This window comes from Bradyrhizobium sp. Arg816 (assembly GCF_029989365.1).
In the GTDB taxonomy this organism is placed as follows: domain Bacteria; phylum Pseudomonadota; class Alphaproteobacteria; order Rhizobiales; family Xanthobacteraceae; genus Bradyrhizobium.
This window is the reverse complement of sequence record NZ_JAPRAQ010000011.1, coordinates 23,485-48,832: the sequence shown is the minus strand read 5'-3', so window position 1 is coordinate 48,832 and position 25,348 is coordinate 23,485. Positions and strand designations below refer to the sequence as shown.

Sequence of the window (25,348 nt, the reverse complement as noted above, 5' to 3'; positions counted from 1 at the left end):
TTCCACGAGATTTTTAGTCTAGCGGATTTCCATCGCCTTCCACGCCTCTTTTTCCGACGTCGCCTGGAAGATCGAGGCCTTCGCCAGCGCCTCGGCCTCCTTCGCAGCGGCAACCGCGCGGTCGAAATCGCCGCCGTCGGCCGCCTTCTTGGCTGCCGCCAGCGCTGATACGGTCACGGTCCACTGGTTGCGCATGCCGGCTGCCTCCCTGGAGGCGGCCTCCGCAGCGGCATAGGCCGCCTTGTAGTCCGCCTCGTTTGCCGCGCGCGCTGCCGGCGCGAGGCTCAAGGCAAGCAACATGGCGAGAGGAAGTGACAGCTTCATGGCCGCGCTCCCGGCCCTGAAATCGGCAGGCCGTTGGCGACGTAGGACAGGAAATATTCGACGTCGCGATATTCATCGGCCTGCGGCTCCAGCGGAACCGCGCGGGTCTGGCTGTTGCAGGTGACGAAGCGGCGGCTGGTGGTGCCCATGCCGCTCCATTCCGAGCGGTAGATCGGCATCGCGTTCAGAATGCCGAGCGCCGGCGCCAGGATCTCGGCGCGGATGCGCTCGCCCGGGCTCTGCACATGGCAGCTCGCGCAGGAGAAATTCATCTGGCCGCGGCGCGTGTAGAAATAGCGCTTGCCGTTCTCGTACGCGGCGAGCGCGCGCGGGTCGTCGGGGATCTTGATGTCCATCGGCTTGCCGCGCGAGGTGAACGCCATGTAGGCGGTGAGCGAAGCCATCTCGTCCTTGACGTAGGAATAGGGCGCCTCGCCATTGGCCTCGCGGCAGCGGTTGAGCGCGAGCTCCAGCGTGACGACCTTGCCTTCCCCAGTGTCGAAGTAAGGATAGTTCTGGCGGATGCCGATGCCGCCGTTCGGGAAGCAGTCGGCATAGGTCTTGCCGTTCCTGAACGGGGTCGCGAACATCTCCTTGCCGGCGTCGAGCGCGAACTCGTAGGGCGGGAATTCCTCCTTCTCCTGCCACTGCCGCTTCATGTCCTCGTTCATCGAATAAGGACCGTTGACGAAATCCTCGTGCTTCACGGTCGGAAACTTCTGGAAGAAGAAGTTCTGGAACGCTTTCGCATCGGCAACGGGATCGACCTTGTCGGCCGCGATCACGCGCGGAGAGGTGAGGGCGAACGCGACCAGCGCGGCGCTCAACGAACCAAGGAGAAAGAAGCGGGCATTCATTACGAAATCTTCGCGGTGGTCGTGTCCGACCCGCCCTTGTTGTCGGTCCAGGAGACCTTGAGGTCGTCGCCCTTCTTGGCGCCCTTGAAGCTGAACTTGACGTAGGGGTCCTTGGAGACCGCGGTGCCCCAATCGGCGACGAAGACATCCTTGCCGTTACATTCGAACTTCAGCCGCTGGATGAAGTGCGCCGGAATCACCTCGCCCTTGGCGTCCTTGACCAGGCCGGTGTCCATGGGGTGCTGGATCAGCGCCTGCACCTCGGTGATGTCGCCGTTGGCCGTGGCGCGGACGCGGATGCTGGATGCCATCTAAATTCTCCTAACCGCCGCAGCCGCCGACTGTGACTTTGACTTCCTTGGTCGCGCTATAGAGCTTGCCGTCGGCCTCCACGATCGCGGTCACGTTGGTGGTCTTGGCCATCTTCAGGCGGTTGGCGACAGCAGGGATCGTGCCATCGGGAATTTTGTAGCTTGCCGCGAGCGCGCTCGGATTCTCGGCCACGAAGAACGAGATCGAGGTGACCTTGTCGAGCGTCGTCGTCACCGAGATCGGCACTACGCCGCCGTTCTCGGCGATCTCGGGTGCGTCGAGCTTGACCTTGTCGGACGGCTCGGCGGTCTTGCCGTAGAGCGCCTTGATCGCGTCCGCCTCGCTCTTCTGTTTGAATGCTTCTTCCGGATATTTGTCGTTGGCCGCTGCACGCGCGGGCGCGAACGGCAGGTTGCCGAGGCCGAGCAGCGCGACGCCGGCTACGCCCTGAAGGATCAGGCGCCGCGTCGGATGAGGGCCGGTGGTGATGGTCATCTCAAATCTCCTCGACGGTCTCTTGGCGTGCCTGAAGTCACAGGGTCTGGAGGAAATCAACGATGGCGCTGATCTCCTGCTCGGTCAAAATCCGGTTCCGGCCGAACGGCGGCATCATGGTCTGCGGATTGCGCTTGGTCTCGTCGAAGATGATCGCGACCAGCTCGTTGCGATCAGGGTATTTTGATTTGATGTCCTTCAGCTCCGGCCCGATCGTTCCGGGCAGGTCGCCGCCCTTGATGACGTGGCAGGTCAGGCAATTGCCCTTGCCGCGGTCGAAGGCGAGCTTCTGGCCATCGGCCACGGCGGATTGCGCCCGCACCGGGCCTGCGGCAAGGCCGGCGGCGATCGCCAGCAGGACGTAAAGGACGGGCGTCCGTGGAAAGGCGGTCAAGGCGTCATTCCGAGGCGTTATGTCGATGATCTCGTTCGTGGAAATATAGTGTTCCAAAGCACAAAGGGGATCATCTGACAATCAAGACTATGCGCGCGGCAAAATGGAGTTAATATCTTCCGCATTGCAACTAAAGAGACTAGTTGTTGGGCGGATTCGGGCCAGGAGCGCTGGCCGGCTGTTTTCGGGGCGTTTGAGCGCCCATCGTATTTTTTTCCCGTTCTCGTTTTTTCAAGGGGACCTCAATTGGCTGAATATGTCGTCGAATTTGGCAGGGACGGCGGACGGGTCGAGTCGGATGGGCGGCTCGATGCACCGGCATTTCATCGCAATCACGAGCCGCTCTGGGCGGCGCTGGAAAAGGATCTCGCAGGCCTGACCGGCAACGTCGTCGAGCTCGGCAGCGGAACCGGCCAGCACGTGGTCCATTTCGCCCAGCGCACGCCCGGCCTGACCTGGTGGCCGAGCGATCTCAACCAGCGCCACCTCAAGAGCATCGAGGCTTGGCGCGTCCATTCGGGCCTGCAAAACATCCGCTCACCGCTGCGGATCGATCTCACCGACCCCGACTGGTGTCCGGAGATGCGAAGCGGGCAGGGCCCGACGAGTCTGGCCGCCTTGTTCTGCGCTAACGTGATCCACATCGCGCCATGGAGCGTGGCCGAGGGCCTGTTCACCGGCGCCGGCCGTTACTTGCGGGCCGACGGCAAGCTGTTCCTCTACGGCCCGTTCAAGCGCGACGGCAAGCACACCGCGCTCAGCAATGCCGTGTTCGACACCTCGTTGCGCGAAGGCAATCCCGAATGGGGCGTGCGTGATATCAGCGACGTCGAGACGCTCGCACGCGGAGCCGGGCTAAGCTTGGTCGATACGATCGAGATGCCGGCGAACAATCTGACGCTGGTGTTTTCGCGCTAGCGATGCAGAAGGTGCGCTCCCTCCCCCCTTGCGGGGGAGGGCGGGGAAGAGGGGTAGCCCAGGAAACGGTCTATCCATCTACGACCTGCCGCGCGCGCAAATCGAGAGAGTCCCCGTGTGGCCCCCTCTCCCTGCCCCTCCCCCGCAAGAGGGGAGGGAATGAGCGAGCGGCGCCCGCCTCACGTCGTAAAGCTACATCCGCGTAGACGACGCTTCGACTACGCCTCCCCGTCCTTCCACCCGATCCTGTCCTTCAAGAATCGGAAGCCGATCACCTCGAATCCCGCGCGCTCCTTGTTGTCCTTGCCGTAGCCGTGGCCGCCGGCTTCCGGCTCGTAGAACCAGGCCTCGTAGCCCATCGCCTGCAGCTTTGCGGCCATCTTGCGCGCGTGACCGGGATGAACGCGGTCGTCGCGCCGTGTCGTGGCGATCAGGATCGGCGGATAGGACTGGCTGGCCTTGACGTTGTGATAGGCCGAGTAGGTCTGCAGCCACTCCCACTCTTCGGGCTTGTCAGGGTCGCCATATTCCGCGATCCAGCTCGCGCCCGCGAGCAGTTTGGTGTAGCGGCGCATGTCGATCAGCGGAATGGTGCAGAACAGCGCGCCGAAGCGCTCGGGGTAGCGCACCAGCATGTTGGTGATGAGGATGCCGCCGTTCGACCCGCCTTGCGCCGCGATCCGCTTTGGCTGCGTCACGCCGCGTCGCACGAGATCGGCGGCAATGGCCGCGAAATCGTCGTGCGAGAGTTTCTTGCCGGCGAGCCGCCCGGCATCGTGCCAGCGGGTGCCGAACTCGCCGCCGCCGCGCAAATTCGCCTGCACGATCGTGCCGCCGCGTTCGAGCCACAGCTTGCCGAGCGAGGGGTTGTAGTACGGCTTCACCGCATGGCCGAAGCCGCCATAGGCGCTCATATAGACCGGCGCATCGCCGGTCTCGCCCGCGGGACCCGTCTGGACATAGGGAATGCGCTCGCCGTCGATCGAGATCGCCTCGTGCTGCGTCACCACGAGACCATCCGCGGTGAATGTCTTCGGCGCCTGCTTCAGCACGGTCGGGCTTGCGGCGCCGCGCTCCAGCAACAGCAGCGACGGCGGCGTGAGCGGATCCTGCACATTGGCGAGCAGGTCGCCATTGCTCTCGGACGGATGGCGATCGAGCGGCCAGATGTCGACGACGCCAATCTCGGGGAGGCCGGGAAGCGTCTCGCGGCTCCAGCCCTTCGCTGATGGCGTGCAGATCTCGAAGCGCGGCCTGAGCTCGTCGAGGATCGACAGCACCAGTCTGCCGCCCGCCCAGAACAGGCCTTGCAACGCGCGTCGCGGCGCCGGCTCGAACAGGACCGCGAAATCGCGGTGGCCTGCCAGGAACGCGGAGAGCGAGATGCCGAGCACGGTGTCGGTGGCATAGGTCCGCCCCTCGACCTGCCAGTCCTTGCGCAGCTTCATCGCGAACCAGTCGCCATGCGCCTGCATCCATATGCCGGTCGGCAGATCGAGCTTCGTCGTTGCACCAGCCGCATCGCGCAGCCAGATCGCATGATTGAAGAAATCGATCTGGTCGACGATCCAGACCCGCGGCGCCGGTCCCGTATCGTCGGCCATGCCCGACATCGCCATGTGATCGGCCGTGGTCTCGAGGATCGTTTGCGCCTGATCGACGGGCTGGCCGCGCCGCCACACGCGAACGGTCCGCGAATATCCGGAAGTCGTCGCCATGCCCTCGCCATGGGCGCTCGACAGCAGCAGCGTATCGGCATCGATCCAGTCCACGCCGCCCTTGGCCTCCGGCAGCGTAAAACCGTCCGCGACGAAGCTTTTGGTGTCGATGTCGAATTCCCGCAGGGTGACGGCGTCGCTGCCGCCGCGCGACAGGCTCAGAATTGCCCGCGAGCGTCCCGGCATCGTGGCGATCCCGCTGAGCAGCCAGTCCTCGCCTTCGTGTGCTGCGAGCTGGTCGATGTCCAGCATGATCTCCCACGCCGGATGCGGTTTGCGAAATTCCGCCAGCGTGGTTCGCCGCCACAGGCCGCGCGGGTTGACGGCATCCTTCCAGAGATTGTGAAGATCGTCTCCGCGCCGGCTGACATAGGGGATGTTGTCGGGACGATCGTAGATCGCCGCGAGGACATCGCGGTCGCGCTCGAAGGCTGCGCCCCCGAACGCCGCGAGCGTCAGTTGATTCTGCCGCGCGACGAAATCGAGCGCCTGCTTGCCTTCGATCTCCTCGAGCCAGAGCCAGGGATCGTCGTCGGGAGCGCTGAGCGTGGGCCGGTCGTCGACAGACATGAACGAAACTCCCAAGGATCGCGGCGGATAGGATTTGATCGAGCGCAAGCCGTCAAGCGCGCGGGCCGATATCATCCGCCCGATTGCGTCAGAGGCATGGCCTGCGCCCGTTTGCGCCGGTTGCCCGCCCTCCCGCGCCCCTCCATAGTGCCGGGAATCAACAAGGCCCTTGTGAGCCCCTTCGGGCGGAAATGCCGATGTTAGACGTGACTTCAGCCCACGAAATCGCTGCCGACGCCCGCGTGCGTGCCAATGTGGTGCGCCTTGCCGCGGCGCAAGCGCTGACCGGCGCCAACTCGGCGGTGATCTTCGCCACCGGCTCCATCGTCGGCGCGACGCTTGCGCCCGACATGTCGTTCGCGACCGTGCCGATCTCGATGTATGTGCTGGGGCTCGCCGCCGGCACGCTGCCGACCGGTGCGATCTCGCGCCGCTTCGGCCGCCGCGCGGCCTTTATCGTTGGCACGGGTCTGGGCACGCTCACCGGCGTGCTCGGCTCGTTTGCGATCCTGCATGCCTCGTTCGCACTGTTCTGCGTCGCGACCTTCCTCGGCGGCCTCTACGGCGCGGTGGCGCAATCCTATCGCTTTGCCGCGGCTGATGGTGCGAGCGCCGCCTACCGGCCCAAGGCGGTGTCCTGGGTGATGGCCGGCGGCGTGTTCGCCGGCGTGCTCGGTCCGCAGCTCGTGCAATGGACCATGGACGTCTGGTCGCCCTATCTGTTCGCCTTCAGCTTCCTGGTGCAGGCCGCGGTGGCGCTGGTCGCGATGGGCATCGTCGCCGGCGTCGACATGCCGAAGCCGGCACCGGCAGATCTGCACGGTGGCCGGCCGCTGCTCGACATCGTGACCCAGCCGCGCTTCATCGCGGCCGCGCTGTGCGGCGTCATCTCCTATCCCATGATGAATTTGGTGATGACCTCGGCGCCGCTCGCCATGAAGATGTGCGGCCTCAGTGTCAGCGATTCCAATTTCGGCATTCAATGGCACATCGTCGCCATGTACGGCCCGAGCTTCTTCACGGGCGCGCTGATCTCCCGCTTCGGCGCGCCCAAGATCGTCGCCGCCGGCCTGCTGCTGGAGGCGGTGGCCGCCGGCATCGGTCTCTCCGGCCTCACCGCGATGCACTTCTGGGCCACGCTGATCGTGCTCGGTGTCGGCTGGAATTTCTCCTTCATCGGCGCCTCCGCGCTGGTGCTGGAGACGCACCGTCCGCAGGAGCGCAACAAGGTGCAGGCCTTCAACGATTTCCTGGTGTTCGGCATGATGGCGATCGGCTCGTTCTCCTCCGGCCAGCTGCTGGCGAATTACGGCTGGTCGGCGGTGAACATGGTGGTGTTTCCGCCGGTGGTGCTCGGCCTCGCCGTGCTCTCGCTGGCGTCCTGGGCCCGCCGCCGCAAGGCGCGGCTGGACGCGGCGATGGGCGAGTTCCCGGATGCGATCTGACGCATGATCCGGAAAAGTGCGGAGCGGTTTTTGCGGAAAGATCATGCTCAATAGGTTGGCGGGAGGCTGTCAGCAGCGTTGATACTTCGATCGCTGTCGAAGTGATTTTCTGGTCCCGCATCGTTACATGATGCTCGTCATGGAGAAGCTGTCCCGACGCGGGGACAGCGAAGGAAAAGCGCCAATGCTCGACAATCCCCGGCACGACGCGCCCATCGACGAATCCTCGCTTCGCTACGAAGGTTGGCGCATCGTCGCGGTCTGCTTCCTGCTCGCGACCTTCGGCTGGGGGCTCGGTTTCTACGGCCAGAGCGTCTATGTCGCCGAGCTCCAGCGCGCGCGGGGTTGGCCGGCCTCGCTGATCTCCTCGGGGACGACGTTCTTCTATCTGTTCGGTGCGCTGCTCGTCGTCTTCGTCGGCGAGGCCGTCAGAAAATATGGCCCGCGGCTCTGCCTGATCGCCGGCACGCTGGCGATGGCGGCGGCCGCGGTCGCGATCGGTGCGGTGCGCGAGCCCTGGCAGCTCTATCTCGCCGACGCCGTGCTCGCCTTCGGCTGGGCCGGCACGAGTCTCGCCATGATCACCAACACGATCAGCCTGTGGTTCGACCAGAAGCGCGGCATGGCGATCAGCCTGGCGCTGAACGGCGCCAGCTTCGGCGGCATCGTCGGTGTGCCGCTGCTGGTAACCCTGATCGGCCATGTCGGCTTTGCCAGCGCGATGTACGCCGCCGCCGGCGCCATGCTGGTACTGCTGCTGCCGGTGATCCTCCTTCTCGTCGGCCGGCCGCCCGATCTTCACGGCTGGCATGCGACGGCGAGGGCCAGGCCGCAATCGTCGACCGAGATCCGCGCATGGGCGTTGCGCGACGTCGGCTTTCTCACGGTGACGATTGCCTTTGCGCTGGTGCTGTTCGCGCAGGTCGGCTTCATCGTGCACCTGATCTCGTTCCTCGATCCCGTGATCGGCCGCGAGCGCGCGGCGGTGGCGGTCGCGGTACTGACCGCCATGGCGGTGATCGGCCGCGTGCTGTTCTCGATGGTGATCGACCGCCTCAACCAGCGGCTTGCCTCGGCACTGTCGTTCCTCAGCCAGGCCGCGGCGCTTTGCGTCGTCATCAATGTGCACAACGACTACGTGCTGATCGCGGCCTGCGCGGTGTTCGGCTTCTCGGTCGGCAATCTCATCACGCTGCCATCGCTGATCGTGCAGCAGGAATTCGACTCCACCTCGTTCGGCGTGCTGATCAGCCTGAATACAGCGATCAACCAGGTGACCTACGCGTTCGGCCCCGGCGTGGTCGGATTCCTCCGCGATTGGTCCGGTGGTTATACGTTGCCGTTCTATCTGTGTATTGCGCTGGAGGTGGCGGCCGCGGCGTTGATCATGGTGCGCGGGAAACCGCAAACGAAGCTCTCGTAGGGTGGGCAAAGGCGCGTAGCGCCGTGCCCACCATCTGTCTCTACATCGCGAGAATGCGTGGGCACGCTTCGCTTTGCCCACCCTACGAGACTATCCCTCGCGCTGCTTCAGCAACCCCTCGACATCCAGCCGCTTCGTGAACATCGCAAGCTTGCCATCCGGCCCGAGCGGCCATTGCTCTTTCGGCTTGTCCCAATACAGCTCCACGCCGTTCTCGTCGGGATCGCGCAGATACAGCGCCTCGCTGACGCCGTGGTCGCTGGCGCCGTCGAGCGCAATGCCGGCCGTGAGCACGCGGTGCAGCGCATCCGCCAGCGCGGGCCGCGTCGGATAGAGGATCGCGGTGTGGAAGAGGCCGGTTGTGCCCGGCGGCGGCGGCGAGCCGCCCTTGCTTTCCCAGGTGTTGAGCCCGATGTGGTGATGATAGCCGCCGGCCGAGATGAACGCCGCGCCCGAGCCCATCCGCTGCATCAGCTCGAAACCAAGCACGCCGCAATAGAAGCCGAGCGCACGATCGAGATCGGCGACCTTGAGGTGGACGTGGCCGATCCTTGTGCCGGCGGCGACGGCTTGGTTTTGCGACATGGTGCTGCTCCGTTGACCAACTCCAGATAAGGCCGGCTCCGGGGCAGTGCTACCTGCCTGTCCTGAAACCCATCGTTTCCGGATACGAAACTATGAGAGCTCCGGCACCTCGCCTTCGGGCAGCTCGAACTCGAACGTGTTCAGCGTCATCGACACCATTGTGTAATAGCCGCACAGCCCGATCACCTCGACGACGCCGCGCTCGCCGAGCAGCGCAACGGCCGCATCGTAGAGGCCCTTCTCGACGCCATGGCCTTCATGCAGCGACTTCGCGACGTCGTAGATCATCTTGCCCTTGGGATCGTCGAAGACAGGCGTGCGGCGGTCGCGGATCGCGTCAATGATCTCAGGGTCCATGCCGCCCTGGAGCGCCAGGCGCTTATGCGCGTACCATTCGTAATGCGCGGTCCAGTGCCGCGCCGTCACCAGGATCGCGATCTCCGAAAGCTTGGCGGGGAATATCGTGTCGTAGCGCAGCACCTCGCCGAGCCGCGTGGCGTGACGGGCCATGTCGGGGCTGTTGAGCCAGGCCATCATCGGCGCCGGCGGCTTGCCGCGCTTGCCGGCAATCGACTCGTCATAGGTCTGCCGCTGGCTCTCGTTCATTTCGCCAGGCGAAAGAAGTTTCAGGCGCATTCTCGTTTCCTCTTTGTTTTCAAGCGGCCATGCCATCGACTATAGCCGAATGCGGCGCGGCATGCGCGCCACGGAAGTGGTTGAATTCCACGGTGCGATGGCCCAGAGTCGCGCCCAACAAGTCTTTTTGATTGATGGAAACGACCATGAGCGAATCTGAAGCCGCCGATCTTGAGCAATTCCGCGAGCAAACGCGCGCCTGGCTGGAAGCCAACTGCCCGCCGGAGATGCGCAAGCCCGTGACCTCTGATACCGACGTGTTCTGGGGCGGGCGCAATACGAAATTCGCCTCCGAGCCACAGCGCATCTGGTTCGAGCGCATGCGCGACAAGGGCTGGACCGTGCCTGATTGGCCCAGGGAATATGGCGGCGGTGGCCTCAGCGCTGCCGAGCACAAGGTGCTGCGCGCCGAGATGGCGAAGATGGGCGCGCGTCCGCCGCTGTCGAGCTTCGGCATCTGGATGCTGGGGCCGGCGCTGCTCAAATACGGCAACGAGGCGCAGAAGAAGGAGCACCTGCCGAAGATTGCGGCCGGCCTGATCCGCTGGTGCCAGGGCTATTCCGAACCGAACGCCGGCTCCGATCTCGCCTCGCTCCAGACCCGCGCCGAGAGCGACGGCGACGATTTCGTCATCACGGGCTCGAAGATCTGGACCTCCTATGCCAATTACGCCGACTGGATCTTCTGCCTGGTGCGCACCGATCCCACGGCGAAGAAGCACGACGGCATCAGCTTCATCCTGTTCGACATGGCCTCGAAGGGTGTGACGACCAAGCCGATCCTTTTGATCTCCGGCTATTCGCCGTTCTGCGAAACCTTCTTCGACGGTGTCCGCGTGCCGAAGTCGCATGTGGTCGGCACCGTCAACCGCGGTTGGGACGTGGCAAAATATCTGCTCCAGCATGAGCGCGCGATGATATCAGGCATGGGCGAGCGCGGCGTCGGCCGGCCGCTCGGCCAGATCGCGGCGGATTCCGTCGGCACCGATGCACAAGGCAAGCTCGACGATTCCATGCTGCGCGGCCGGATCGCGAGCTTCGACGTCGACGAGGCCGCGCTCGCCGCTTGCGCCGAACGCGCGGTCGATCTCGCCAAGGCCGGCCAGGCGCATCCGGCGTTCTCGTCCGCGATGAAATATTACGGCACCGAGCTCAACAAGCGCCGCCACGAGATCCTGATGTCGGCCGGTGGCGTCAACGCGCTGGAATGGGAGAGCGAGCGCTCCAGGCAGGGCGCTCGCCCGCGCGCCTGGCTGCGCACCAAGGCCAACTCGATCGAGGGCGGCACGACTGAGGTGATGCTCGGCATCGTCGCCAAGCGCATCCTGGATTTGCCGGGGGCGTGAGGCACGCTGCAACCGCACGTCATTCCGGGCCTGCGCCTACGGCGCATCCCGGAATGACGAACCAAAATAGATCTTCGAATCGGAAACACGCACATGGCCCTCGTCCTCACCGAAGAACAATCGATGCTCCGCGACTCAGCGCGCGGGCTGATCAGCGACAAGGCGCCGGTGTCGCACCTGCGATCCCTACGCGACGCCAAGGACCCGACCGGCTTCTCCAAGGAGCTGTGGCATTCCTTAGCCGAGATGGGCTTTGCCGGCCTCTTGGTGCCGGAAGAGTTCGGCGGCAGCGGTCTTGGCTTCATGGAGGCCGGTGTCGTGATGGAGGAGATCGGCCGCACCTTGATGCCGTCGCCGTTCCTCGCCACCAGCGTCGTCGCAGCCTCCGCGCTGAACCGCGGCGGCAATGCCGCGCAGAAGTCGGAGCACCTGCCGAAAATCTCCAACGGCTCGCTGCTCGCGACGCTCGCGATCGACGAAGGCGCCAAGCATCGCCCGCTCCAGACCAGCCTCCAGGCGGTGCGCGCCGGCAACGGCTTCAAGCTCTCCGGCGCCAAGGCGCTGGTCATCGACGGTCACGTTGCCGACCTCTTCATCGTCGCGGCGCGTACCGCTGGCGCCGCCGGCGAGCGTGAAGGGCTGACGCTGTTCCTGGTCAATCCCAAGGCCAAGGGCGTTGCGATCGAGCGCACCATCATGGTCGATGCGCACAACGCGGCGCGGATCGAGCTTGCCAATGTCGAGGTCAACGCCGATAGCGTGCTCGGCGAGGTCGATCAGGGCGCAGCGCTGCTCGACGGCGTGCTCGACATCGGCCGCGGCGCGGTCGCCGCCGAAATGGTGGGCTTGAGCGAAGAAGTCTTCAACCGCACCGTCGAGTACCTCAAGAATAGAAAGCAGTTCGGCAAGCTGATCGGCGAATTCCAGGCACTCCAACACCGCGCCGCCGAGCTCTATGTCGACATCGAGATCACCCGCGCCGCCACGATGAAGGCGCTCCAGGCACTGGATGCCGACGTCGCCAAGGCCGCATCAAGCGTCGCCGTGGCAAAAGCCCGCGCCGGCACCACCGCCACGCGCGCGGTGCAGGAGGGCGTGCAGATGCATGGCGGCATGGGCATGACCGACCAGTTCGACATCGGCTTCTTCATGAAGCGCGCACGCGTGTGCGAGGAGTTGTTCGGTGATGCGAGTTACCACACCGAGCAGCTGGCAAGGGCGCGGGGGTATTGAGTTGAGGAGAGGCGCGAGGGGCGCGCCTCACACGCGGTGTCGTCGCCCGGCTTGACCGGGCGACCCAGTACGCCGCGGCCTGTCCGCATACGATTGACGTCTCGGAATACTGGATCGCCCGGTCAAGCCGGGCGATGACAGTTGAGAAGGTGGAGAAAGCTCGTGCCCCAATCTCGTCATTGCGAGAAGCGAAGCGACGAAGCAATCCAGACTGTTTCCGCGGAGGGATTCTGGATTGCTTCGCTTCGCTCGCAATGACGGCGGTTAGACCGTCCTTACCGCACCGGCGGTGCGTACTGCACGCCGCCGGCATTCCACAGCTGGTTCATGCCGCGCGGGATCTTCAGCTTGGACTTCTCGCCGATGTTGCGCTCGTACATCTCGCCGTAATTGCCGACGTTGCGGATGATGCGGACGACCCAGTCCTTGGTGAGGCCGAGCTGCTCGCCGTAATTGCCCTCGGTGCCGACCAGGCGCATCACTTCCGGCTTCTTCGACTTCAGGGCCTCGTCGATGTTCTCCGAGGTCACGCCGAGCTCTTCGGCGTTGATCATCGCGTAGAGCGTCCACTTCACGATCATCATCCAGTCGTCGTCGCGCTGGCGCACCACGGGTGCGAGCGGCTCCTTGGAGATCATGTCCGGCAGGATCATGTGGTCGCCGGGCTTGCCGAGGTTCAGCCTGAGCGCATAGAGCTGGGAGACATCGGCGGAGAGCGTGTCGCACTTGCCGGTGTCGTAGGCTTTCACGACGTCGTCCAGCTTGTCGAACTTCACCTCTTCATACTTCATGTTGTTGGCGCGGAAGTAGTCGGCGACGTTGAGCGCCGTCGTGGTCCCGGACTGGACGCAGACCTTGCTGCCGGTCAGGTCCAGCGACGTCTCCTTGTTGCGCGAACGCGGCAGCATAAAGCCTGCGCCGTCGTAATAGGCGACCGCCGGGAAATAGAGGTCGTAGTCGAGCTCGCGCGCCATGCTCCAGGTCGAGTTGCGCGAGAGGATGTCCACTTTCCGGCTCTGCAATTCCTTGAAGCGTTCGCCGGCGTCGAGCGGAACGAACTTCGCCTTGTTCGGATCGTTGAAGATCGCGGAGGCCACCGCGCGGCAGAAATCGACGTCGAAGCCGGTCCAGTTGCCCTTGTCGTCGGGGATCGAGAAGCCCGGCAGGCCCTTGTTGACGCCGCACAGCACCTCGCCACGGCGCACGGTGCGCTTCAGCGTGCGGGTATCGTAGAACTCGTAGATCACCGCCAGGACGCCGACCAGCACGGCAACCGCGAGCCCGATCAGCAGGCCGCCTCGAAAAGTGCGCATCATGTTGCTCTCTCGAAAAAATCGGGAAAAGGACTATTCGCTAAGGCGGGGAAGATCAGAGTTCGGGCTTCTGCCGGATGACCACCTTGGTGCCAACAGGGACGCGATCGTAGAGATCGGCGACGTCATTGTTGACGAGACGGAAGCAGCCCGAGGACACCTTGGTGCCGATCGTATCGGGACGATTGGTGCCATGGATGCGGTAGACGGTGGTGCCGAGATACATGGCGCGGGCGCCGAGCGGATTGCCGGGGCCGCCAGCCATGAAGCGCGGCAGATAGGGCTGGCGCTGGATCATCTCCGGCGGCGGCGTCCAGTCCGGCCACTCCTTCTTGTTGGTGATGTTCACCAGGCCCTGCCATTGGAAACCATCGCGGCCGACGCCGATGCCGTAGCGGATCGCGCGCCCGCCCGGCTGCACCAGATAGAGGTGTCGCTCGGCGGTCGAGATGATGATGGTGCCCGGCGTCTCGGTGGTGCGGAAGTAGACCACCTGCTTCTGCCATTCGGGCTCGAGCTGGTAGCCGTCGTCGGCGACCAGACCCGGCTCGTCGCCGCGGTCGGGCTGCTGGGCGGAGGCGTATGATGTGGTCAGGACCAGGCCCAGCGCCGCGATGAACGCCCCGGTCAGGCGACGATAATCCGTCATTTTAAGCTCTCCCCGCTGCCACAGCGAAAATCATTCGGAACCATCAAATCTCAGGGGCATGTTCATGGCAAGTTGATGGCGCGCCCGGCTGGTATGTCACGAGAATGCTTTGGTTTTTTGACGGGCACTTCGCAATGCCACAAACGGGGGATGGCGCGAAAAGCCTAGATCGCGGCCGCAAAGGCCGGTGCGCTCCTTCCCCCGCTTGCTTGGCGGCGGCCTGAGTTCGCGCCTCGTCCTTCGAGACGACCGCTTTTCGCGGTCTCCTCAGGATGCGGCGAAGACGCATCGGTGCCCGTCGCAATTGCCGCCACGCACTCCGTCCTCATCCTGAGGGCCCGCCGGAGGCGGGCGTCTCGAAGGATGGCCGCAGGCGACTTTGTCAGCTCACCTTGAAATGCGATCGCAACGCCGCAAGGGGGGAGAGCTAAATCTTGTTGTTCTCCGGCGCGATCCCGAGCCGCCGGACGATTTCGGTCGCCACCGCGCGGGCCTCGATCCGCGACCCGATTCGTGGGCTGCGAAAGCGGCGCCCCGAGCGCAACCGGATCGTGACGATGCAGTGCTCGTCCTCGGACCGGCCGCGGCGGTCGACGGTGATCGTCTTCACGTCGTGGCCCTCGATATGGTCGGCGCGCGGCGTGCCGTCGCCCCACAGGCGCTCGACGCGGATATCGCTCTCGCGGATGATCCAGAACGCGCCGGTCACGAGGTTGGCGTATCTGTAAACCGCGAATGCGGCGAGCGCGCCGAGCGGCAGCAGCAGGATGTCGACATGGCTTGGCGGCCATCCACGCCAGAGCTTGTAGGCGTAGGGAACGGCGGACAAGGCGACGGCGATCAGCGCGACGATCCTGATGTCCCGCGCGGAAAACGCCTCGAGCGGCTCGCCGAGACGCATCTCGGGATTGCTGGCATCGAGCGGATTGACGGGTGACTCGACGTCGGGGACATCGAACTGCGCGGCGATCCGCGCCACGGTGTCGCGTACATGGGTGACGTCCGAGATCGGCGGCGACGTCAGGCGCTCCCCCGAGGCCAACGTGAAGGCCAGCTGGAAACGGGCTTTTGCCCGCTTGCTGCCGGGAACCTGTAGTCCCCTGATGTCGTCTTTCGCGACGATCCTGGTCCGGAGTTTTCCGAACGGGCGCTGTTGCCCGATCAGGATCTCGTTCGGCGTGATGATCCACACCACCGCAGGCGCCAGCATGATGCCGACGACGAACGCTGCTCCCACGAAGAGCGCGGCCACCGAGACGATCACTTCCAAAATGTCGTGCGTGAACAGGCCCGGCGTGAAGCACAGCGCCACGGCGGCCGCGAAGCCGGACATGACCAGCCGCTGCGCGATCGAGGCGCCTTCGCGAAGGCGAATGTCGGTGCTGGTGGTCGCGTCGTCCATTGTGGGCGGCTGATTTCGTCGGCGCGAAACTCCACGGACGGGTCCGTGGAGTCAAGCGACATCGGAAAGCCGCTGCATGCGGCATCAACTATTGGCGTTCAGGCTCCGCCATACTGCACGAAGTCGAGGCAGACGGCCTTTGCGACGGCGTGCTCGATGGTTTTGCATTCGAGTTTGTCCCGCGCCGATCGCAGGTACAGGTGGACGGCCGCGGCGGAGATATTCAGCAGCCCTGCGATTTGCTGAGGAGTGTCGCCATTTGCGAGGTGCTTGAGGCATTGCTGCTCGCGGCGCGAGAGGGCCCGTGGTCTTGGCGTGTAACGAAGGCCGGCGAGCGTAATGGCCCTGTCGTGGAGGAAGTGGGCAAGGAGCGCGTAGTCGCGCAGGTGCGCATAGCGCCAGCGGTGCCAATATTCGTCGCTTTCGTTTGAGGTGATCGTGAAAAGGCCGCGTTCCCCGAACGGGCCTCGGATCGGCATTGTGAAGCCGTGTCGGCCAACGCCATGGCTCTCGGCTTCAGCGAAGAAGTGCTTCGCTGCGGGCGTTTCGTGATCGACCCTCAACCAGTCAACTGGCAGGTCGCTCTTCCGGCCCGCGGCGACCACGGGATCAATCTGAAAGTAATCTTGGGTGATGTAGCGATCGACCCAAGCTGTGTCATAGGTGAGCAGCAACACGGGGTTGGGTTTGTCGCAAGTCGGGACATGGATGGCATGATAGGCGAGATGCGCGAGGCCGCTTTCGTCGCGCCAGTGATTCAGCACATCCGACAGGTCCGCGATATTCTTTGCGCGGTCGATCGCCGTTAGGGCCGGCTCAAGTTCCATTCACCACCGAATCACATGGGCCTGGGCACTATTTAAGCACGGGGCACCGCCCGGATCGGTGTGGTCAATTTGCCAGTTGACTGCGCTTCGAGGGCATCGAGGAGAGGCAGATTCTAGGCGATTCGCTGCAATTTCAAACGCAGAAGGGGAGGTTGCGTAAGCTGCAGCATAGCGAGGTTTTCAAATCATAGCTGTTGCGTATTGGGCCGCGAGCTACATCGCCTGGATTCTCACCGCCCCAGGCATCGCGATGGCCGGTGGAGCAGTGATCACAACGAACGGCCAGTCGCGTGCCAAGATCCGATCAAGAACAAGCTACCAGGTAATCACCCATCCAGGCGTATAAGGGCCCGATCCGATTTGAATATTCTCGGTCCCATATTTTTTGATGATCGCATTCCAGTCTGAAGTCGTCGTCGTCTGACCCCGACCGCTGTATCCAATCGCGTCGCGCTGCATTGTGAACTCGGATTTGCCCCTAACCAGACGTGTGTCAGTCTCGGCGGAAATCTTCATCGTGCCGCCCCGCGCGGCTGCAAGCTCCGACTCGTAGCGGCTCACTTGTTTCTCCCCGTATTCACCAGGGAGCTTTCCTGCGGCAATGTCGGCTTTCATCTGGTTGATCATGTCCGGATACCCGTCGATCACCTGCTTCACGTGCTGAGAAAGTGCGTCGTCGAGACTTTTGGGCATCGCATCGTAAAGGCCCTGCACACCCTGAACGATCTCAAAAAGGTTCAACTCCTTCTCGCTGAGCTGCGCCGCCTGAGCATCAGTCAGGTGAAGGGGCAATTGCGGGACCTTGCCATCACGCACGAGCGCCCGAACGGTATCGTCGGCGCGACCGTTCACTGCTGAACGAAATTCCGGCATCTTTGCCATCGCCTTGACCGCATCGACCGTCTTATCTCCGGTCGTCGAAGCATCTGCTGGTCCGGAAATCTTCGCCAAGTCGGAATAGGTTGTGGTCTTGCCCTTGGAGCCCCGACTTCTCAAATCTTGGATCAATTGGGTGAGCTTGTCTGCGGCCGTCTGATCAGCCCTGTTTCGTTCGAGAATTTGTTGAGCACGATCCGAGAGTTCGACGCGGTCGGATGGAAAACGAGCAGCACCAGCCGATGCGATTGAAGCTCCGCCGGAACTGCCGGCGGATGCAGACCTTATTAGTGAAAGCAGCGCGTCGTTTGTTGAAACGTTTGTGGTGGCAATGGTGCTCATGGGGCCGAACTTTCCCTGAATGCCCTCGCGATCTTGCGCCAAGAATGCCATGTCGAGCGCGTTCAGCAATCTATAGAAACACAAGCATCCTGGCCGGAATGGCTAATTTTCAGTTAAAGGCCCCCCGAACTGCTGGCAGACATCTGGGACTGACAGCCGTGCCAAGTGCCGCTCTGGAGCACGTGGTATTGCACGTTACAAAGCGTGGATGACGCTGTCGTCGTTCCGTTGAACAGAGTGGTGCTGCCGCTGTTGGAAATCGACGACGGCGCCGAAATCGAGTCGCTCGTGCAGCATGCGGCCTCAGCTATTGGCGTTCAGCAGCTTTGCCACGGTGCGGTCGATCTCATCGTAACGGCCTTCGCCCTCGTGCTGGAACACGATCTTGCCGTTCTGGTCGATGATATATTGCGCCGGCCAATATTGGTTCTGGTAGGCGTTCCAGGTCTTGGAATCATTGTCCTGCGCCACCGGATAGGTGATGCCGTGGCGCTTCAGTGCGGCCTGCACGTTGGCGGCGGAGCGCTCGAACGGGAATTCCGGCGTGTGCACGCCGACCACGACGAGGCCCTTGTCCTTGTACTTGGCGTAGAGATCGGTGACGTGCGGCAGCGTGTTGACGCAGTTGACGCAGCCATAGGTCCAGAAGTCGACCAGCACGACCTTGCCGCGGAGGTCGGCGATGTTGAGCGGTTTCGAGTTGAACCAATTGTTGATGCCGGTGAAATCAGGGGCGGCCTGCTGGCTTGCGGCGGCGGTGACGACAGGGGTGGCACGCGCGGCCTCGTCGCAGATGCCGGGGATGACGGCGCCTGTCACGGCCATGCCGATCAATGCGGTGGAGACAGCGAGCAGTTTGAAAGTCATGGAAGCGTCCTCCGGTGAAGATGAGGGATGATCACAGGCCGATCTGGCCGGTGGGATAGAATCCGGTGAGCCACGCCACGATCAGCGTGTCGTATTGGAAATAGGCCGCGACCGCGAAGGCGATCACGACGACACCAAAGCCCTGCTGCAGCCGCGGCGAGATCCGCGCGAGGCTGCGGACCCGCGTGGTCGCGGCCTGTCCGCCATAGGCGATCGCGAGCATCGGGATCGCTGCGCCGATGGCATAGGCAATCAACAGCACGCCGGCCCAGCTGGCGTTCTTCGACGTCGCGACCAGCGTCAGGATCGAACCGAGCACGGGACCGGCGCAGGGCGTCCAGACCAGGCCGAGCGTGGTGCCGAGCACGAGGCCGCCGAGCGCGCCCTCGCGCTGCACGGCGCCGGAATTGCCGAGATCGAGCCAGCCGTTGAGCCGGATCGACAGCCATTCGAACGGCGCCGGCCACAGCATCAGCAAGCCGAAGCCGAGCAGCAGGATCGACGCGGCCTCGCGCAGCACGTTCGGATCGAAATCGAATGCCTGCGTGATCGCACCCAACAGCAGCGCGGTCGCCGAGAACGAGACGACGAAGCCGAGCGCGATCATCGCGGGCCGCAAGTGCCCCACCCGCCCGATCGAGGCGCCGAGCAGGATCGGCAGCATCGGCAGCGTGCAGGGCGCGGCGATGGTCAGGATGCCGGCAAGGACGGCGAAGACAAGTTCGAGCATCGGGTACTCGTGAAGGAGGTCACGAGGGCAGTTCGGGATGGATGCACGCGTTGTTACGTGGCGTCACGCCTTCGTGAGGGGGCGGCTGCCTGGTGTGGGGCGTACCGGGCGGCATTGCGAGGCAACCCAGTCGGCCACGGCGACGGTGCGCTCCCTCCCCCCTTGCGGGGGAGGGCGGGGGAGAGGGGTGGCCCCGGGAAATGGTCTACGCGATCGCGGTACGCACAAATCGAGAGAGCCCCCGTGCGGTACCCCTCTCCCTGCCCCTCCCCCGCAAGGGGGGAGGGAATGAGAGAGTGGTGCCTACCTCACTCCAGCAGGAAGCGGGACCTCAGCCATCCCCAAACACAAAACGACCCGGAAGGGGGGCATCCCGTCCGGGTCGCTGGAGGTCTTGGGAGGTTTAACGAAACCGTATGTGAGCTTTATAGGAGGGAAGTTTTTCCGCGTGATGTTGTGCTTTGTTTCAATTGTTTCGTCGGCGGTAACACTTCCGTGTCCGAGGGCAGGGCCGAAAGTCCGGTCCTATCCCATTGAAATCCTTGGCCTTATGCGGCGAAACGGTCGACGCCGGCGCCCTTAAGCAAATCGGCCAGTTGCTTGCGGGCATAGAACATCCGGGTCTTCACCGTGCTCTGCGGGATACCGATGATCTGACCGACCTCCTCCACCGACTTCTCATGGTAGTAGACGAGGTTGATGATCTCGCGATGCGCGGGCGACAGTTTTTGCACGCAGGCGCGCAGGATGGCGCTGGTGTCGTTGCGGTCGAGCGAGGTCTCGGGCGTCTCGGCATCGTCGGGAATCTGGCGCACGTCGTCTTGGTCGATGTCTTCGAAGCGGCGCTGGCGCATCGCGGTCAGCGCCTTGAAGCGCGCGATCGAGAGCAGCCAGGTCGAGACCTGCGAGCGGCCCTGGAACTGGCCTGCGGTGCGCCACACGTCGAGGAACACCTGGCTGACGAGGTCTTCCGCCGTGGTCGCGTCACGCACAATGCGCAGGATGAAGCGATAAACCCGCACATTGTGCCGGCAATAGAGGATGTGCATCGACGTCCGGTTGCCGTCGGCAATGCTTTCAAGAAGCATGTCGTCCGAGGTCGCCTGAGCGGCAATGATGCTCTGGCTGGCTTGGGCGTTGATGGCGATGACGTTCGGCATTGACTTGCTCCCCGTAGCGCCGCAACCGAGCGGCGTTTCCTTGGACCAAAGTGTTAATCAGCGAACGTTTCGGGACGTCTGCACCAAAAGCGGAAAATGGTTTCGTGCGCCGCCAAATTGTTTCGTCGGACAGGCCGCGACGAAACATTCGGGGCGAAAAGCCGTGGAATTTCAATGTACGGAAAATACGGGGGTGGGGATTTTGACGCGGACGGTGGCGCCGGGAACGTATTTCGGGGGATTGCGTTCGGCCGCGCGACGCCCAGTACTGTCGTCGTGGGGCGCGCGCAGCCAGGACGACGATCTCGTAGGGTGGGCAAAGGCGCAAAGCGCCGTGCCCACGTTCTTTTCGCCATGGAGAGAATGGTGGGCACGCTTCGCTTTGCCCACCCTACGGCACCGCGTGCTCGGCCGCCTTACGCCTTCTCGCCCGCGGGCGAGAACAGATAGCCGCCGCCGCGGATGGTGCGGATCACGGCTGGCTTGGTCGGGTCGGGCTCGATCTTGCGGCGGATGCGCATGATGCGCAGGTCCACGGCGCGGTCGAAGGCTTCGGCGTCGCGCGCATTGGCCAGTTCGAGCAGGCGTTCGCGCGACAGCACGCGCTTCGGATTGGCCGCGAACACTTTCAGCAGCCCGAACTCGGAGGCGGTGAGCGGATGCTCGTTGCCTTCGTCGTCGCGCAAGGCCTGCGCTTCGAGGTCGAGCCATTTGGTGCCAAAGCGCACCAGTTGATCCTTGTCCGATTTGGCGGGCGCGGTCTCGACCGCCTTCACCGGCGTGCTCCGCCGCAACACCGAGCGGATGCGCGCCATCAGCTCGCGCAGCTCGCACGGCTTTGCCACGTAATCGTCGGCGCCGAGCTCGAGACCGACGACGCGGTCGATCGGGCTCGCGGTCGCCGTCAGCATGATCACGGGCACGTTGATGCGGCTCTTGAGGTCGCGGATGATCGAGAGGCCGTCTTCCTCGGGCATGTTGAGGTCGAGCACGACGAGGTCCGGCATGCTGCCGTCGATCGCGGTGCGCAAGCTCTTGCCGCCGTCGCACAGCGTCACGGTGAAGCCGTGCATCTTGAGGTAATCGCCGACCATCTCCCGGGCCGGGGCCTCGTCGTCGACGATCATGATGTGCTGGCTTTGGGTCATATCACTCAGATCTCGGTACTCGAATCACGGCAACTCGGTCGCGGGCAGGGTGATGGTGAAGGTCGATCCCTTGCCGGGACCGTCGCTCTCGGCCGTCACCTCGCCGCCATGCATGTCGATAATACGCTTGACGATGGAAAGCCCAAGCCCCGTCGAGCTCTCGCCCGCGGTCGGTTTGGCCGACAGCCGCTGGAACCGGCCGAACAGGCGGCCGAGATCCTCCGGCGACAGGCCGGCGCCCTCGTCGCTGACGCGGACGACGGTATCATTGGCCTCATGGGTGACGGCGACGATGATCTTGCCGCCGATCGGTGAGTATTTGATGGCGTTGCTGATCAGATTGTCGATCGCCTCGCGGATGCGGTCGGTGTCGCACATGGTGACGATGTTGGGCGGCGCCGTGACGCTGATCGCCTGCTGCTTGTTGACCGCGAGCGGATGGTTGGCGTCGGCCACCTCTTTCACCAGGGCCGCGACGTCGACCGGCTCGCGGCGGATGGTGATGTCGAAGGCATCGGCCATTGCGTCCGAGATCAGATGATCGACCATCGTGGTCAGGCGCTTCGTCGCATCGCGGATGTGATCGACCTGGGCGACCACGCCGTCGGACGAGGCGCCGGTCGAAATCAGCTCCTTCAGCATCTCGGTACGGCCGAGGATGACGCCGAGCGGGTTCTTGAGGTCATGCGCGACGGTGCCCAGAATCTCGTTCTTGAAGCCGTTGGCGCGCTGCAGCCGCAGCCATTGCGCAGAGAGGCGGCGGTTGGCCTGCATCAGCGCGCGGGTGCGCTGGGCGACACGGTCCTCCAGCTGCGTGTTGGCGTCCTGGAGCTGCTGGTAGAGGATGACGTTGTCGAAGGCGATGGAGAGCCGGCTGGAGAAGATCTCGACCAGCGAGCGGTCGGTCTCGGACAGCTCGCGCTCGGCCTGCAGCAGCACCACCACCTCGCGACCGGAGCCGGTCCGCAGATAGATCACGCTGCGGTGGTCGGCGAATTCGTTCTTGCGGCCCTGAAACGCGGCCTCCACCATCGTCCGCAGATCGGGGTCGAGCGCCTTCGACGAGGTCGTGCCGATGAAGCGGCTGTAGCAGCCGCTGCCGGCGAGCACGGAGAGCTCGGGGTCCACGCCGCCATTGTCTCGCAGCACCAGTATGCCGGCGCAATCGACATTGAGCAGCGAGGCGAGCTGGGTCAGCACGCCCTCGGCGAGCCGTTGCATCGACTTGAAGTCGTACAGCGTCGAGGCGGCGTCGATGATGATCTCGAGCCCGCGCCGCGTCTGCACCATGCGCTCGAGCTGCTGATAGGAGCGCAGCGCCGCGGTCAGCGAGGTGAACAGCTTGTCGGCGGTGAGCTCGGTCTTGGCCTTGTAGTCGTTGATGTCGTACTGCACGATCACGCGCCGCTCCGGCGCCTGGCCGGGCTGTCCGGTGCGCAGGATGATGCGCACGGTCTCGTTCCTGAGCTCGTTGCGGATGAACTCGACCAGCTCGAGGCCGGCGACATCGGTCTCCATGATGACGTCGAGCAGCACGGCGGCGATGTCGCCATGCGCGGCCATCAGCTTGCGACCTTCCGCCGCGGAATGCGCGGAGAGGATCTCAAGACCCTGGCCGTTGAGGCTGTAGTCGGACAGCGCGAAGCGGGTGCCGTCATGCACGGCCGGATCGTCGTCGATGACGGCGATCTTCCACTTCCGTGCGTTCTGGTCCTCCGGTGCGGTACCGGTATCGTCGATCAGGTGGAGGACATCGTCCTGTTCGGCCATTGAGAAGTCCCGTCAGTCTCTGTGCTTTGCGCGCCGCCCTTGGCGACCCGGGGCATGATAATGCGAAAAGTAGTGCCTTGTCCCAGCTTGGATTCCAGCATCATGCGCCCGCCGAGCTGCTGGGTGACAAGGTTATAGACGATATGAAGCCCGAGTCCCGTACCACCTTCATTGCGCCGGGTGGTAAAGAATGGGTCAAAGGCTTGGCGCTGCACGTCGGGGGTCATGCCGGCCCCGTCATCGGCGAAGATGATCTCGATGTCGTCGGTCCCGCGCGGCCGCGCCGAGATCGTGATCGTGCCGGCGCGGCCGTCGGCAAAGGCGTGGTTGGCGGCGTTGAGGAAGAGGTTGGTCAGGATCTGGCCGTAGGAGCCGGGATAGCCGTCGAGCAGGAGCCCCTCGGGCACGTCGGCCTGGAGCGTGATCGGCGAGCGCTTCAGGACCGGACGCAGGCTGGCGATGATCTGGTCGGTAGCTTCGCTGAGTGAGAACTGCCGCCGCTCGGCGTGCGAGCGGTCGACCGCGACCTGCTTGAACGACTGGATCAGCTCGCCGGCGCGGGTGAGGTTGGCGACGAGCTGCTGCGAGGCGTCGCGCGAGGACTGCACGAACTCCTCCAGCTGCGAGCGGCGCAGGCCGCCGTCGCCCTTGAGCTGGGCCTCGAAGATCTCAGTGCGCCGGGCGAAGCTGGAAGCGACGGTCAGGCTGATGCCGATCGGGTTGTTGACCTCGTGCGCGACGCCGGCGACGAGGCCGCCCAGCGCCGCCAGCCGTTCGGCGTCGATCAAATTCTGCTGCGCGGTGTTGAGCTCGAGCAGCGCGCTCTCGGCCTTCTCCTTGGACGCGCGCAGCTCGTCCTCGGTCTCGCGCTTCGCGATCGCGTTCTCGCGGAACACCTCGACCGCGCGCGCCATGGCGCCGACCTCGTCGCGTGCCTTGGTGCCCTGCACCTCGCGGTCGAGGTCGCCGAGCGTGATCGCGCGCATCGCGGTCATGATCTGCTGCAGCGGCAGGCGGATCGACAGCGCGATCAGCACGCCCGCGGTGAGGATGATGCCGAGGAAGATCACCGCGATCGACAGCACCCGCCGCGAGATATCGGCCAGGGTACGATCAAACGTCTCCTGCGCCTTCTGCTCGCGCTGGCGCATCTTGGTGGAGAGGTCGTCGATGGCGCCGATCGCCTCGGCCTGGCTGGCGTCGATGGTGTTGCGCAGCAATTCGGTGCGGCTCGTCAGCTGCTCGGAGAGTTTTGCGAAACCCTCGCGTAGCGCCATGGTGCGGGTCCCGAGCCGCTGCAGCGCCATGCGCTGCAGGTCGTTGTCGGCGAGATCGATCATGACCGGAATGGTCTTCTCGATCGTCTCGGTGTTGCGGCGCGCGTCGTCGGCGGCACCAGGCGACAGCGACAGATAGTAGGAGTTGGCGGCCACCAGCATCGCGGTAAAGGCCTCGCGGGACTTGCCGAGCGAGGGCCAGATCAGCGCGTCGCGGTGGCCGGTGGCGCCTTCGATGATGGAATAGAGACCGGCCATGTCCCGGGCCGGGCCCTGCACCTGCTCCTCATAGGTCTTGGCGATGGTCGCCTGCACGCTACGCAGCTCGCCGAAGCCGTTGAGGAAGCGGTCGGTGGTGCGCTCCAGCTCCTCGACCGAGCCCGACAGCATCGGGTCCTTGGCGGCACGGTCGGTCAGCGTGCCCAGCACCGCCTCGCGCAGCAGCAGGATCTCGGCGAACAGGTCCGGGCTCGGCTGGTTGATGTAGCGGTGGATCAGATTGTGCAGGCGCCCGGTCTCGCTTTCGAGCAGCGCCAGGATGCGGTCGGACTCGCGCACCTGGCGGACGTCGCCCCAGGCCGAGCCCAGCACCTGCGTGCCGTTCCAGATCAGCCCCACCAGCACCACGACCACGGCCGAGTTCAGCGCCGCGATCGACAGGATGCGCCAGCGGATCGGCACCGCGCGGAGCATGCCGACCAGACGCGCGCGCAGCCGCCCGAGCGGGCCGG

The 25,348-nt window shown here is 64.3% G+C and carries 25 protein-coding genes; 5 read left to right on the top strand and 20 right to left on the bottom strand.

From position 1 onward, the window contains the following. Nucleotides 1-18: 18 nt before the first annotated feature. From OWC48_RS25680 to soxX, 5 genes are read right to left on the bottom strand one after another with little or no spacing between them, the layout of a single operon-like run. Entirely contained in the window at nucleotides 19-324 is a 306-nt protein-coding gene (locus OWC48_RS25680; protein ID WP_282522462.1) for a hypothetical protein, read from the bottom strand. Next, nucleotides 321-1,181 (bottom strand): sulfur oxidation c-type cytochrome SoxA, encoded by an 861-nt coding sequence (gene soxA / locus OWC48_RS25675; protein WP_166070898.1) that lies wholly within the window; start codon nucleotides 1,179-1,181, stop codon nucleotides 321-323. The genes OWC48_RS25680 and soxA overlap by 4 nt, the downstream gene beginning before the upstream one ends. After that, nucleotides 1,181-1,492, bottom strand: a complete 312-nt coding sequence (gene soxZ / locus OWC48_RS25670) for a thiosulfate oxidation carrier complex protein SoxZ (protein ID WP_039154842.1) — start codon at nucleotides 1,490-1,492, stop codon at nucleotides 1,181-1,183. The genes soxA and soxZ overlap by 1 nt, the downstream gene beginning before the upstream one ends. A 10-nt stretch (nucleotides 1,493-1,502) precedes the next feature. After that, on the bottom strand, nucleotides 1,503-1,988 hold the full coding sequence (gene soxY, locus OWC48_RS25665) for a thiosulfate oxidation carrier protein SoxY (RefSeq protein ID WP_282522461.1): 486 nt from the start codon (nucleotides 1,986-1,988) through the stop codon (nucleotides 1,503-1,505). A 37-nt stretch (nucleotides 1,989-2,025) separates the two neighbouring features. After that, on the bottom strand, nucleotides 2,026-2,382 hold the full coding sequence (soxX, locus tag OWC48_RS25660) for a sulfur oxidation c-type cytochrome SoxX (protein WP_028155216.1): 357 nt from the start codon (nucleotides 2,380-2,382) through the stop codon (nucleotides 2,026-2,028). A gap of 246 nt (nucleotides 2,383-2,628) precedes the next feature. Between soxX and OWC48_RS25655 the strand changes: the two genes are divergently transcribed. Continuing rightward, on the top strand, nucleotides 2,629-3,300 hold the full coding sequence (locus tag OWC48_RS25655) for a DUF938 domain-containing protein (RefSeq protein ID WP_282522460.1): 672 nt from the start codon (nucleotides 2,629-2,631) through the stop codon (nucleotides 3,298-3,300). 218 nt (nucleotides 3,301-3,518) lie between these two features. Here OWC48_RS25655 and OWC48_RS25650 read toward each other — a convergent pair whose 3' ends face one another. After that, entirely contained in the window at nucleotides 3,519-5,588 is a 2,070-nt protein-coding gene (locus OWC48_RS25650; RefSeq protein WP_282522459.1) for a prolyl oligopeptidase family protein, read from the bottom strand. Between the two features lie 197 nt (nucleotides 5,589-5,785). On the opposite strand from OWC48_RS25650, the gene OWC48_RS25645 reads away from it, so the two are divergent. Beyond that, nucleotides 5,786-7,033, top strand: coding sequence for an MFS transporter (locus OWC48_RS25645; protein WP_282522458.1), 1,248 nt, complete (start codon nucleotides 5,786-5,788; stop codon nucleotides 7,031-7,033). Between the two features lie 184 nt (nucleotides 7,034-7,217). Beyond that, nucleotides 7,218-8,456: an MFS transporter gene (locus tag OWC48_RS25640; RefSeq protein WP_282522457.1), complete on the top strand. Its 1,239-nt coding sequence runs from the start codon at nucleotides 7,218-7,220 to the stop codon at nucleotides 8,454-8,456. A gap of 90 nt (nucleotides 8,457-8,546) precedes the next feature. Here OWC48_RS25640 and OWC48_RS25635 read toward each other — a convergent pair whose 3' ends face one another. From OWC48_RS25635 to OWC48_RS25625, 3 genes are all read right to left on the bottom strand, one after another. Then, entirely contained in the window at nucleotides 8,547-9,041 is a 495-nt protein-coding gene (locus OWC48_RS25635) for a VOC family protein (RefSeq protein ID WP_282522456.1), read from the bottom strand. A gap of 90 nt (nucleotides 9,042-9,131) precedes the next feature. Further along, a complete protein-coding gene (locus tag OWC48_RS25630) occupies nucleotides 9,132-9,677 on the bottom strand; it encodes a carboxymuconolactone decarboxylase family protein (protein WP_282522455.1) in 546 nt (181 codons plus the stop codon). A gap of 19 nt (nucleotides 9,678-9,696) precedes the next feature. Beyond that, entirely contained in the window at nucleotides 9,697-9,825 is a 129-nt protein-coding gene (locus OWC48_RS25625) for a hypothetical protein (protein ID WP_282522454.1), read from the bottom strand. Here OWC48_RS25625 and OWC48_RS25620 point away from each other — a divergent pair. Together OWC48_RS25620 and OWC48_RS25615 are read left to right on the top strand one after the other, a co-directional pair. Beyond that, nucleotides 9,824-11,023: an acyl-CoA dehydrogenase family protein gene (locus tag OWC48_RS25620; protein ID WP_282522453.1), complete on the top strand. Its 1,200-nt coding sequence runs from the start codon at nucleotides 9,824-9,826 to the stop codon at nucleotides 11,021-11,023. The genes OWC48_RS25625 and OWC48_RS25620 overlap by 2 nt on opposite strands. Before the next feature lie 93 nt (nucleotides 11,024-11,116). Then, nucleotides 11,117-12,256, top strand: a complete 1,140-nt coding sequence (locus OWC48_RS25615; RefSeq protein ID WP_282522452.1) for an acyl-CoA dehydrogenase family protein — start codon at nucleotides 11,117-11,119, stop codon at nucleotides 12,254-12,256. Between the two features lie 275 nt (nucleotides 12,257-12,531). Here OWC48_RS25615 and OWC48_RS25610 read toward each other — a convergent pair whose 3' ends face one another. The 11 genes from OWC48_RS25610 to OWC48_RS25560 all read right to left on the bottom strand — a co-directional run bounded on the left by OWC48_RS25610 (nucleotide 12,532) and on the right by OWC48_RS25560 (nucleotide 25,310). Further along, nucleotides 12,532-13,569: an amino acid ABC transporter substrate-binding protein gene (locus OWC48_RS25610; protein ID WP_282522639.1), complete on the bottom strand. Its 1,038-nt coding sequence runs from the start codon at nucleotides 13,567-13,569 to the stop codon at nucleotides 12,532-12,534. A 55-nt stretch (nucleotides 13,570-13,624) separates the two neighbouring features. Beyond that, on the bottom strand, nucleotides 13,625-14,218 hold the full coding sequence (locus OWC48_RS25605; protein ID WP_282522451.1) for a L,D-transpeptidase: 594 nt from the start codon (nucleotides 14,216-14,218) through the stop codon (nucleotides 13,625-13,627). 427 nt (nucleotides 14,219-14,645) lie between these two features. Beyond that, nucleotides 14,646-15,620, bottom strand: a complete 975-nt coding sequence (locus tag OWC48_RS25600) for a hypothetical protein (protein ID WP_282522450.1) — start codon at nucleotides 15,618-15,620, stop codon at nucleotides 14,646-14,648. A gap of 98 nt (nucleotides 15,621-15,718) precedes the next feature. Further along, the gene (locus OWC48_RS25595; RefSeq protein WP_282522449.1) at nucleotides 15,719-16,447 is read right to left on the bottom strand and encodes a LuxR family transcriptional regulator; all 729 of its coding nucleotides are present in this window, start codon (nucleotides 16,445-16,447) and stop codon (nucleotides 15,719-15,721) included. Nucleotides 16,448-16,762: 315 nt separating this feature from the next. After that, complete coding sequence (locus tag OWC48_RS25590; protein WP_282522448.1) at nucleotides 16,763-17,665, bottom strand: hypothetical protein; 903 nt, start codon at nucleotides 17,663-17,665, stop codon at nucleotides 16,763-16,765. A gap of 303 nt (nucleotides 17,666-17,968) precedes the next feature. Next, nucleotides 17,969-18,532: a thioredoxin family protein gene (locus OWC48_RS25585; RefSeq protein ID WP_282522447.1), complete on the bottom strand. Its 564-nt coding sequence runs from the start codon at nucleotides 18,530-18,532 to the stop codon at nucleotides 17,969-17,971. A gap of 31 nt (nucleotides 18,533-18,563) precedes the next feature. Beyond that, nucleotides 18,564-19,262, bottom strand: coding sequence for a cytochrome c biogenesis CcdA family protein (locus OWC48_RS25580; RefSeq protein WP_282522446.1), 699 nt, complete (start codon nucleotides 19,260-19,262; stop codon nucleotides 18,564-18,566). Nucleotides 19,263-19,810: 548 nt separating this feature from the next. After that, complete coding sequence (locus OWC48_RS25575; protein ID WP_028151983.1) at nucleotides 19,811-20,422, bottom strand: sigma-70 family RNA polymerase sigma factor; 612 nt, start codon at nucleotides 20,420-20,422, stop codon at nucleotides 19,811-19,813. 416 nt (nucleotides 20,423-20,838) lie between these two features. Then, nucleotides 20,839-21,570: a response regulator gene (locus OWC48_RS25570; protein ID WP_041957018.1), complete on the bottom strand. Its 732-nt coding sequence runs from the start codon at nucleotides 21,568-21,570 to the stop codon at nucleotides 20,839-20,841. Nucleotides 21,571-21,594: 24 nt separating this feature from the next. Next, on the bottom strand, nucleotides 21,595-23,340 hold the full coding sequence (locus OWC48_RS25565) for a DUF3369 domain-containing protein (protein ID WP_282522445.1): 1,746 nt from the start codon (nucleotides 23,338-23,340) through the stop codon (nucleotides 21,595-21,597). Further along, nucleotides 23,310-25,310: an ATP-binding protein gene (locus OWC48_RS25560; RefSeq protein ID WP_223154137.1), complete on the bottom strand. Its 2,001-nt coding sequence runs from the start codon at nucleotides 25,308-25,310 to the stop codon at nucleotides 23,310-23,312. Before OWC48_RS25560 ends, OWC48_RS25565 begins: the two co-directional genes overlap by 31 nt. Between the last annotated feature and the right edge of the window lie 38 nt (nucleotides 25,311-25,348).

Excerpts from the sequence above, each read along its gene's own strand:
- soxA (WP_166070898.1), bottom strand. The coding sequence starts at position 1,181 with ATGAATGCCCGCTTCTTTCTCCTTGGTTCGTTGAGCGCCGCGCTGGTC.
- OWC48_RS25645 (WP_282522458.1), top strand. The coding sequence starts at position 5,786 with ATGTTAGACGTGACTTCAGCCCACGAAATCGCTGCCGACGCCCGCGTG.
- soxZ (WP_039154842.1), bottom strand. The coding sequence starts at position 1,492 with ATGGCATCCAGCATCCGCGTCCGCGCCACGGCCAACGGCGACATCACC.
- OWC48_RS25640 (WP_282522457.1), top strand. The coding sequence starts at position 7,218 with ATGCTCGACAATCCCCGGCACGACGCGCCCATCGACGAATCCTCGCTT.
- OWC48_RS25620 (WP_282522453.1), top strand. The coding sequence starts at position 9,824 with ATGAGCGAATCTGAAGCCGCCGATCTTGAGCAATTCCGCGAGCAAACG.
- OWC48_RS25600 (WP_282522450.1), bottom strand. The coding sequence starts at position 15,620 with ATGGACGACGCGACCACCAGCACCGACATTCGCCTTCGCGAAGGCGCC.
- OWC48_RS25560 (WP_223154137.1), bottom strand. The coding sequence starts at position 25,310 with ATGCTCCGCGCGGTGCCGATCCGCTGGCGCATCCTGTCGATCGCGGCG.
- OWC48_RS25590 (WP_282522448.1), bottom strand. The coding sequence starts at position 17,665 with ATGAGCACCATTGCCACCACAAACGTTTCAACAAACGACGCGCTGCTT.
- OWC48_RS25565 (WP_282522445.1), bottom strand. The coding sequence starts at position 23,340 with ATGGCCGAACAGGACGATGTCCTCCACCTGATCGACGATACCGGTACC.
- OWC48_RS25580 (WP_282522446.1), bottom strand. The coding sequence starts at position 19,262 with ATGCTCGAACTTGTCTTCGCCGTCCTTGCCGGCATCCTGACCATCGCC.
- OWC48_RS25615 (WP_282522452.1), top strand. The coding sequence starts at position 11,117 with ATGGCCCTCGTCCTCACCGAAGAACAATCGATGCTCCGCGACTCAGCG.
- OWC48_RS25680 (WP_282522462.1), bottom strand. The coding sequence starts at position 324 with ATGAAGCTGTCACTTCCTCTCGCCATGTTGCTTGCCTTGAGCCTCGCG.
- OWC48_RS25585 (WP_282522447.1), bottom strand. The coding sequence starts at position 18,532 with ATGACTTTCAAACTGCTCGCTGTCTCCACCGCATTGATCGGCATGGCC.
- OWC48_RS25635 (WP_282522456.1), bottom strand. The coding sequence starts at position 9,041 with ATGTCGCAAAACCAAGCCGTCGCCGCCGGCACAAGGATCGGCCACGTC.
- OWC48_RS25570 (WP_041957018.1), bottom strand. The coding sequence starts at position 21,570 with ATGACCCAAAGCCAGCACATCATGATCGTCGACGACGAGGCCCCGGCC.
- soxY (WP_282522461.1), bottom strand. The coding sequence starts at position 1,988 with ATGACCATCACCACCGGCCCTCATCCGACGCGGCGCCTGATCCTTCAG.
- OWC48_RS25610 (WP_282522639.1), bottom strand. The coding sequence starts at position 13,569 with ATGCGCACTTTTCGAGGCGGCCTGCTGATCGGGCTCGCGGTTGCCGTG.
- OWC48_RS25625 (WP_282522454.1), bottom strand. The coding sequence starts at position 9,825 with ATGGTCGTTTCCATCAATCAAAAAGACTTGTTGGGCGCGACTCTGGGC.
- OWC48_RS25630 (WP_282522455.1), bottom strand. The coding sequence starts at position 9,677 with ATGCGCCTGAAACTTCTTTCGCCTGGCGAAATGAACGAGAGCCAGCGG.
- OWC48_RS25575 (WP_028151983.1), bottom strand. The coding sequence starts at position 20,422 with ATGCCGAACGTCATCGCCATCAACGCCCAAGCCAGCCAGAGCATCATT.
- OWC48_RS25650 (WP_282522459.1), bottom strand. The coding sequence starts at position 5,588 with ATGTCTGTCGACGACCGGCCCACGCTCAGCGCTCCCGACGACGATCCC.
- OWC48_RS25605 (WP_282522451.1), bottom strand. The coding sequence starts at position 14,218 with ATGACGGATTATCGTCGCCTGACCGGGGCGTTCATCGCGGCGCTGGGC.
- OWC48_RS25595 (WP_282522449.1), bottom strand. The coding sequence starts at position 16,447 with ATGGAACTTGAGCCGGCCCTAACGGCGATCGACCGCGCAAAGAATATC.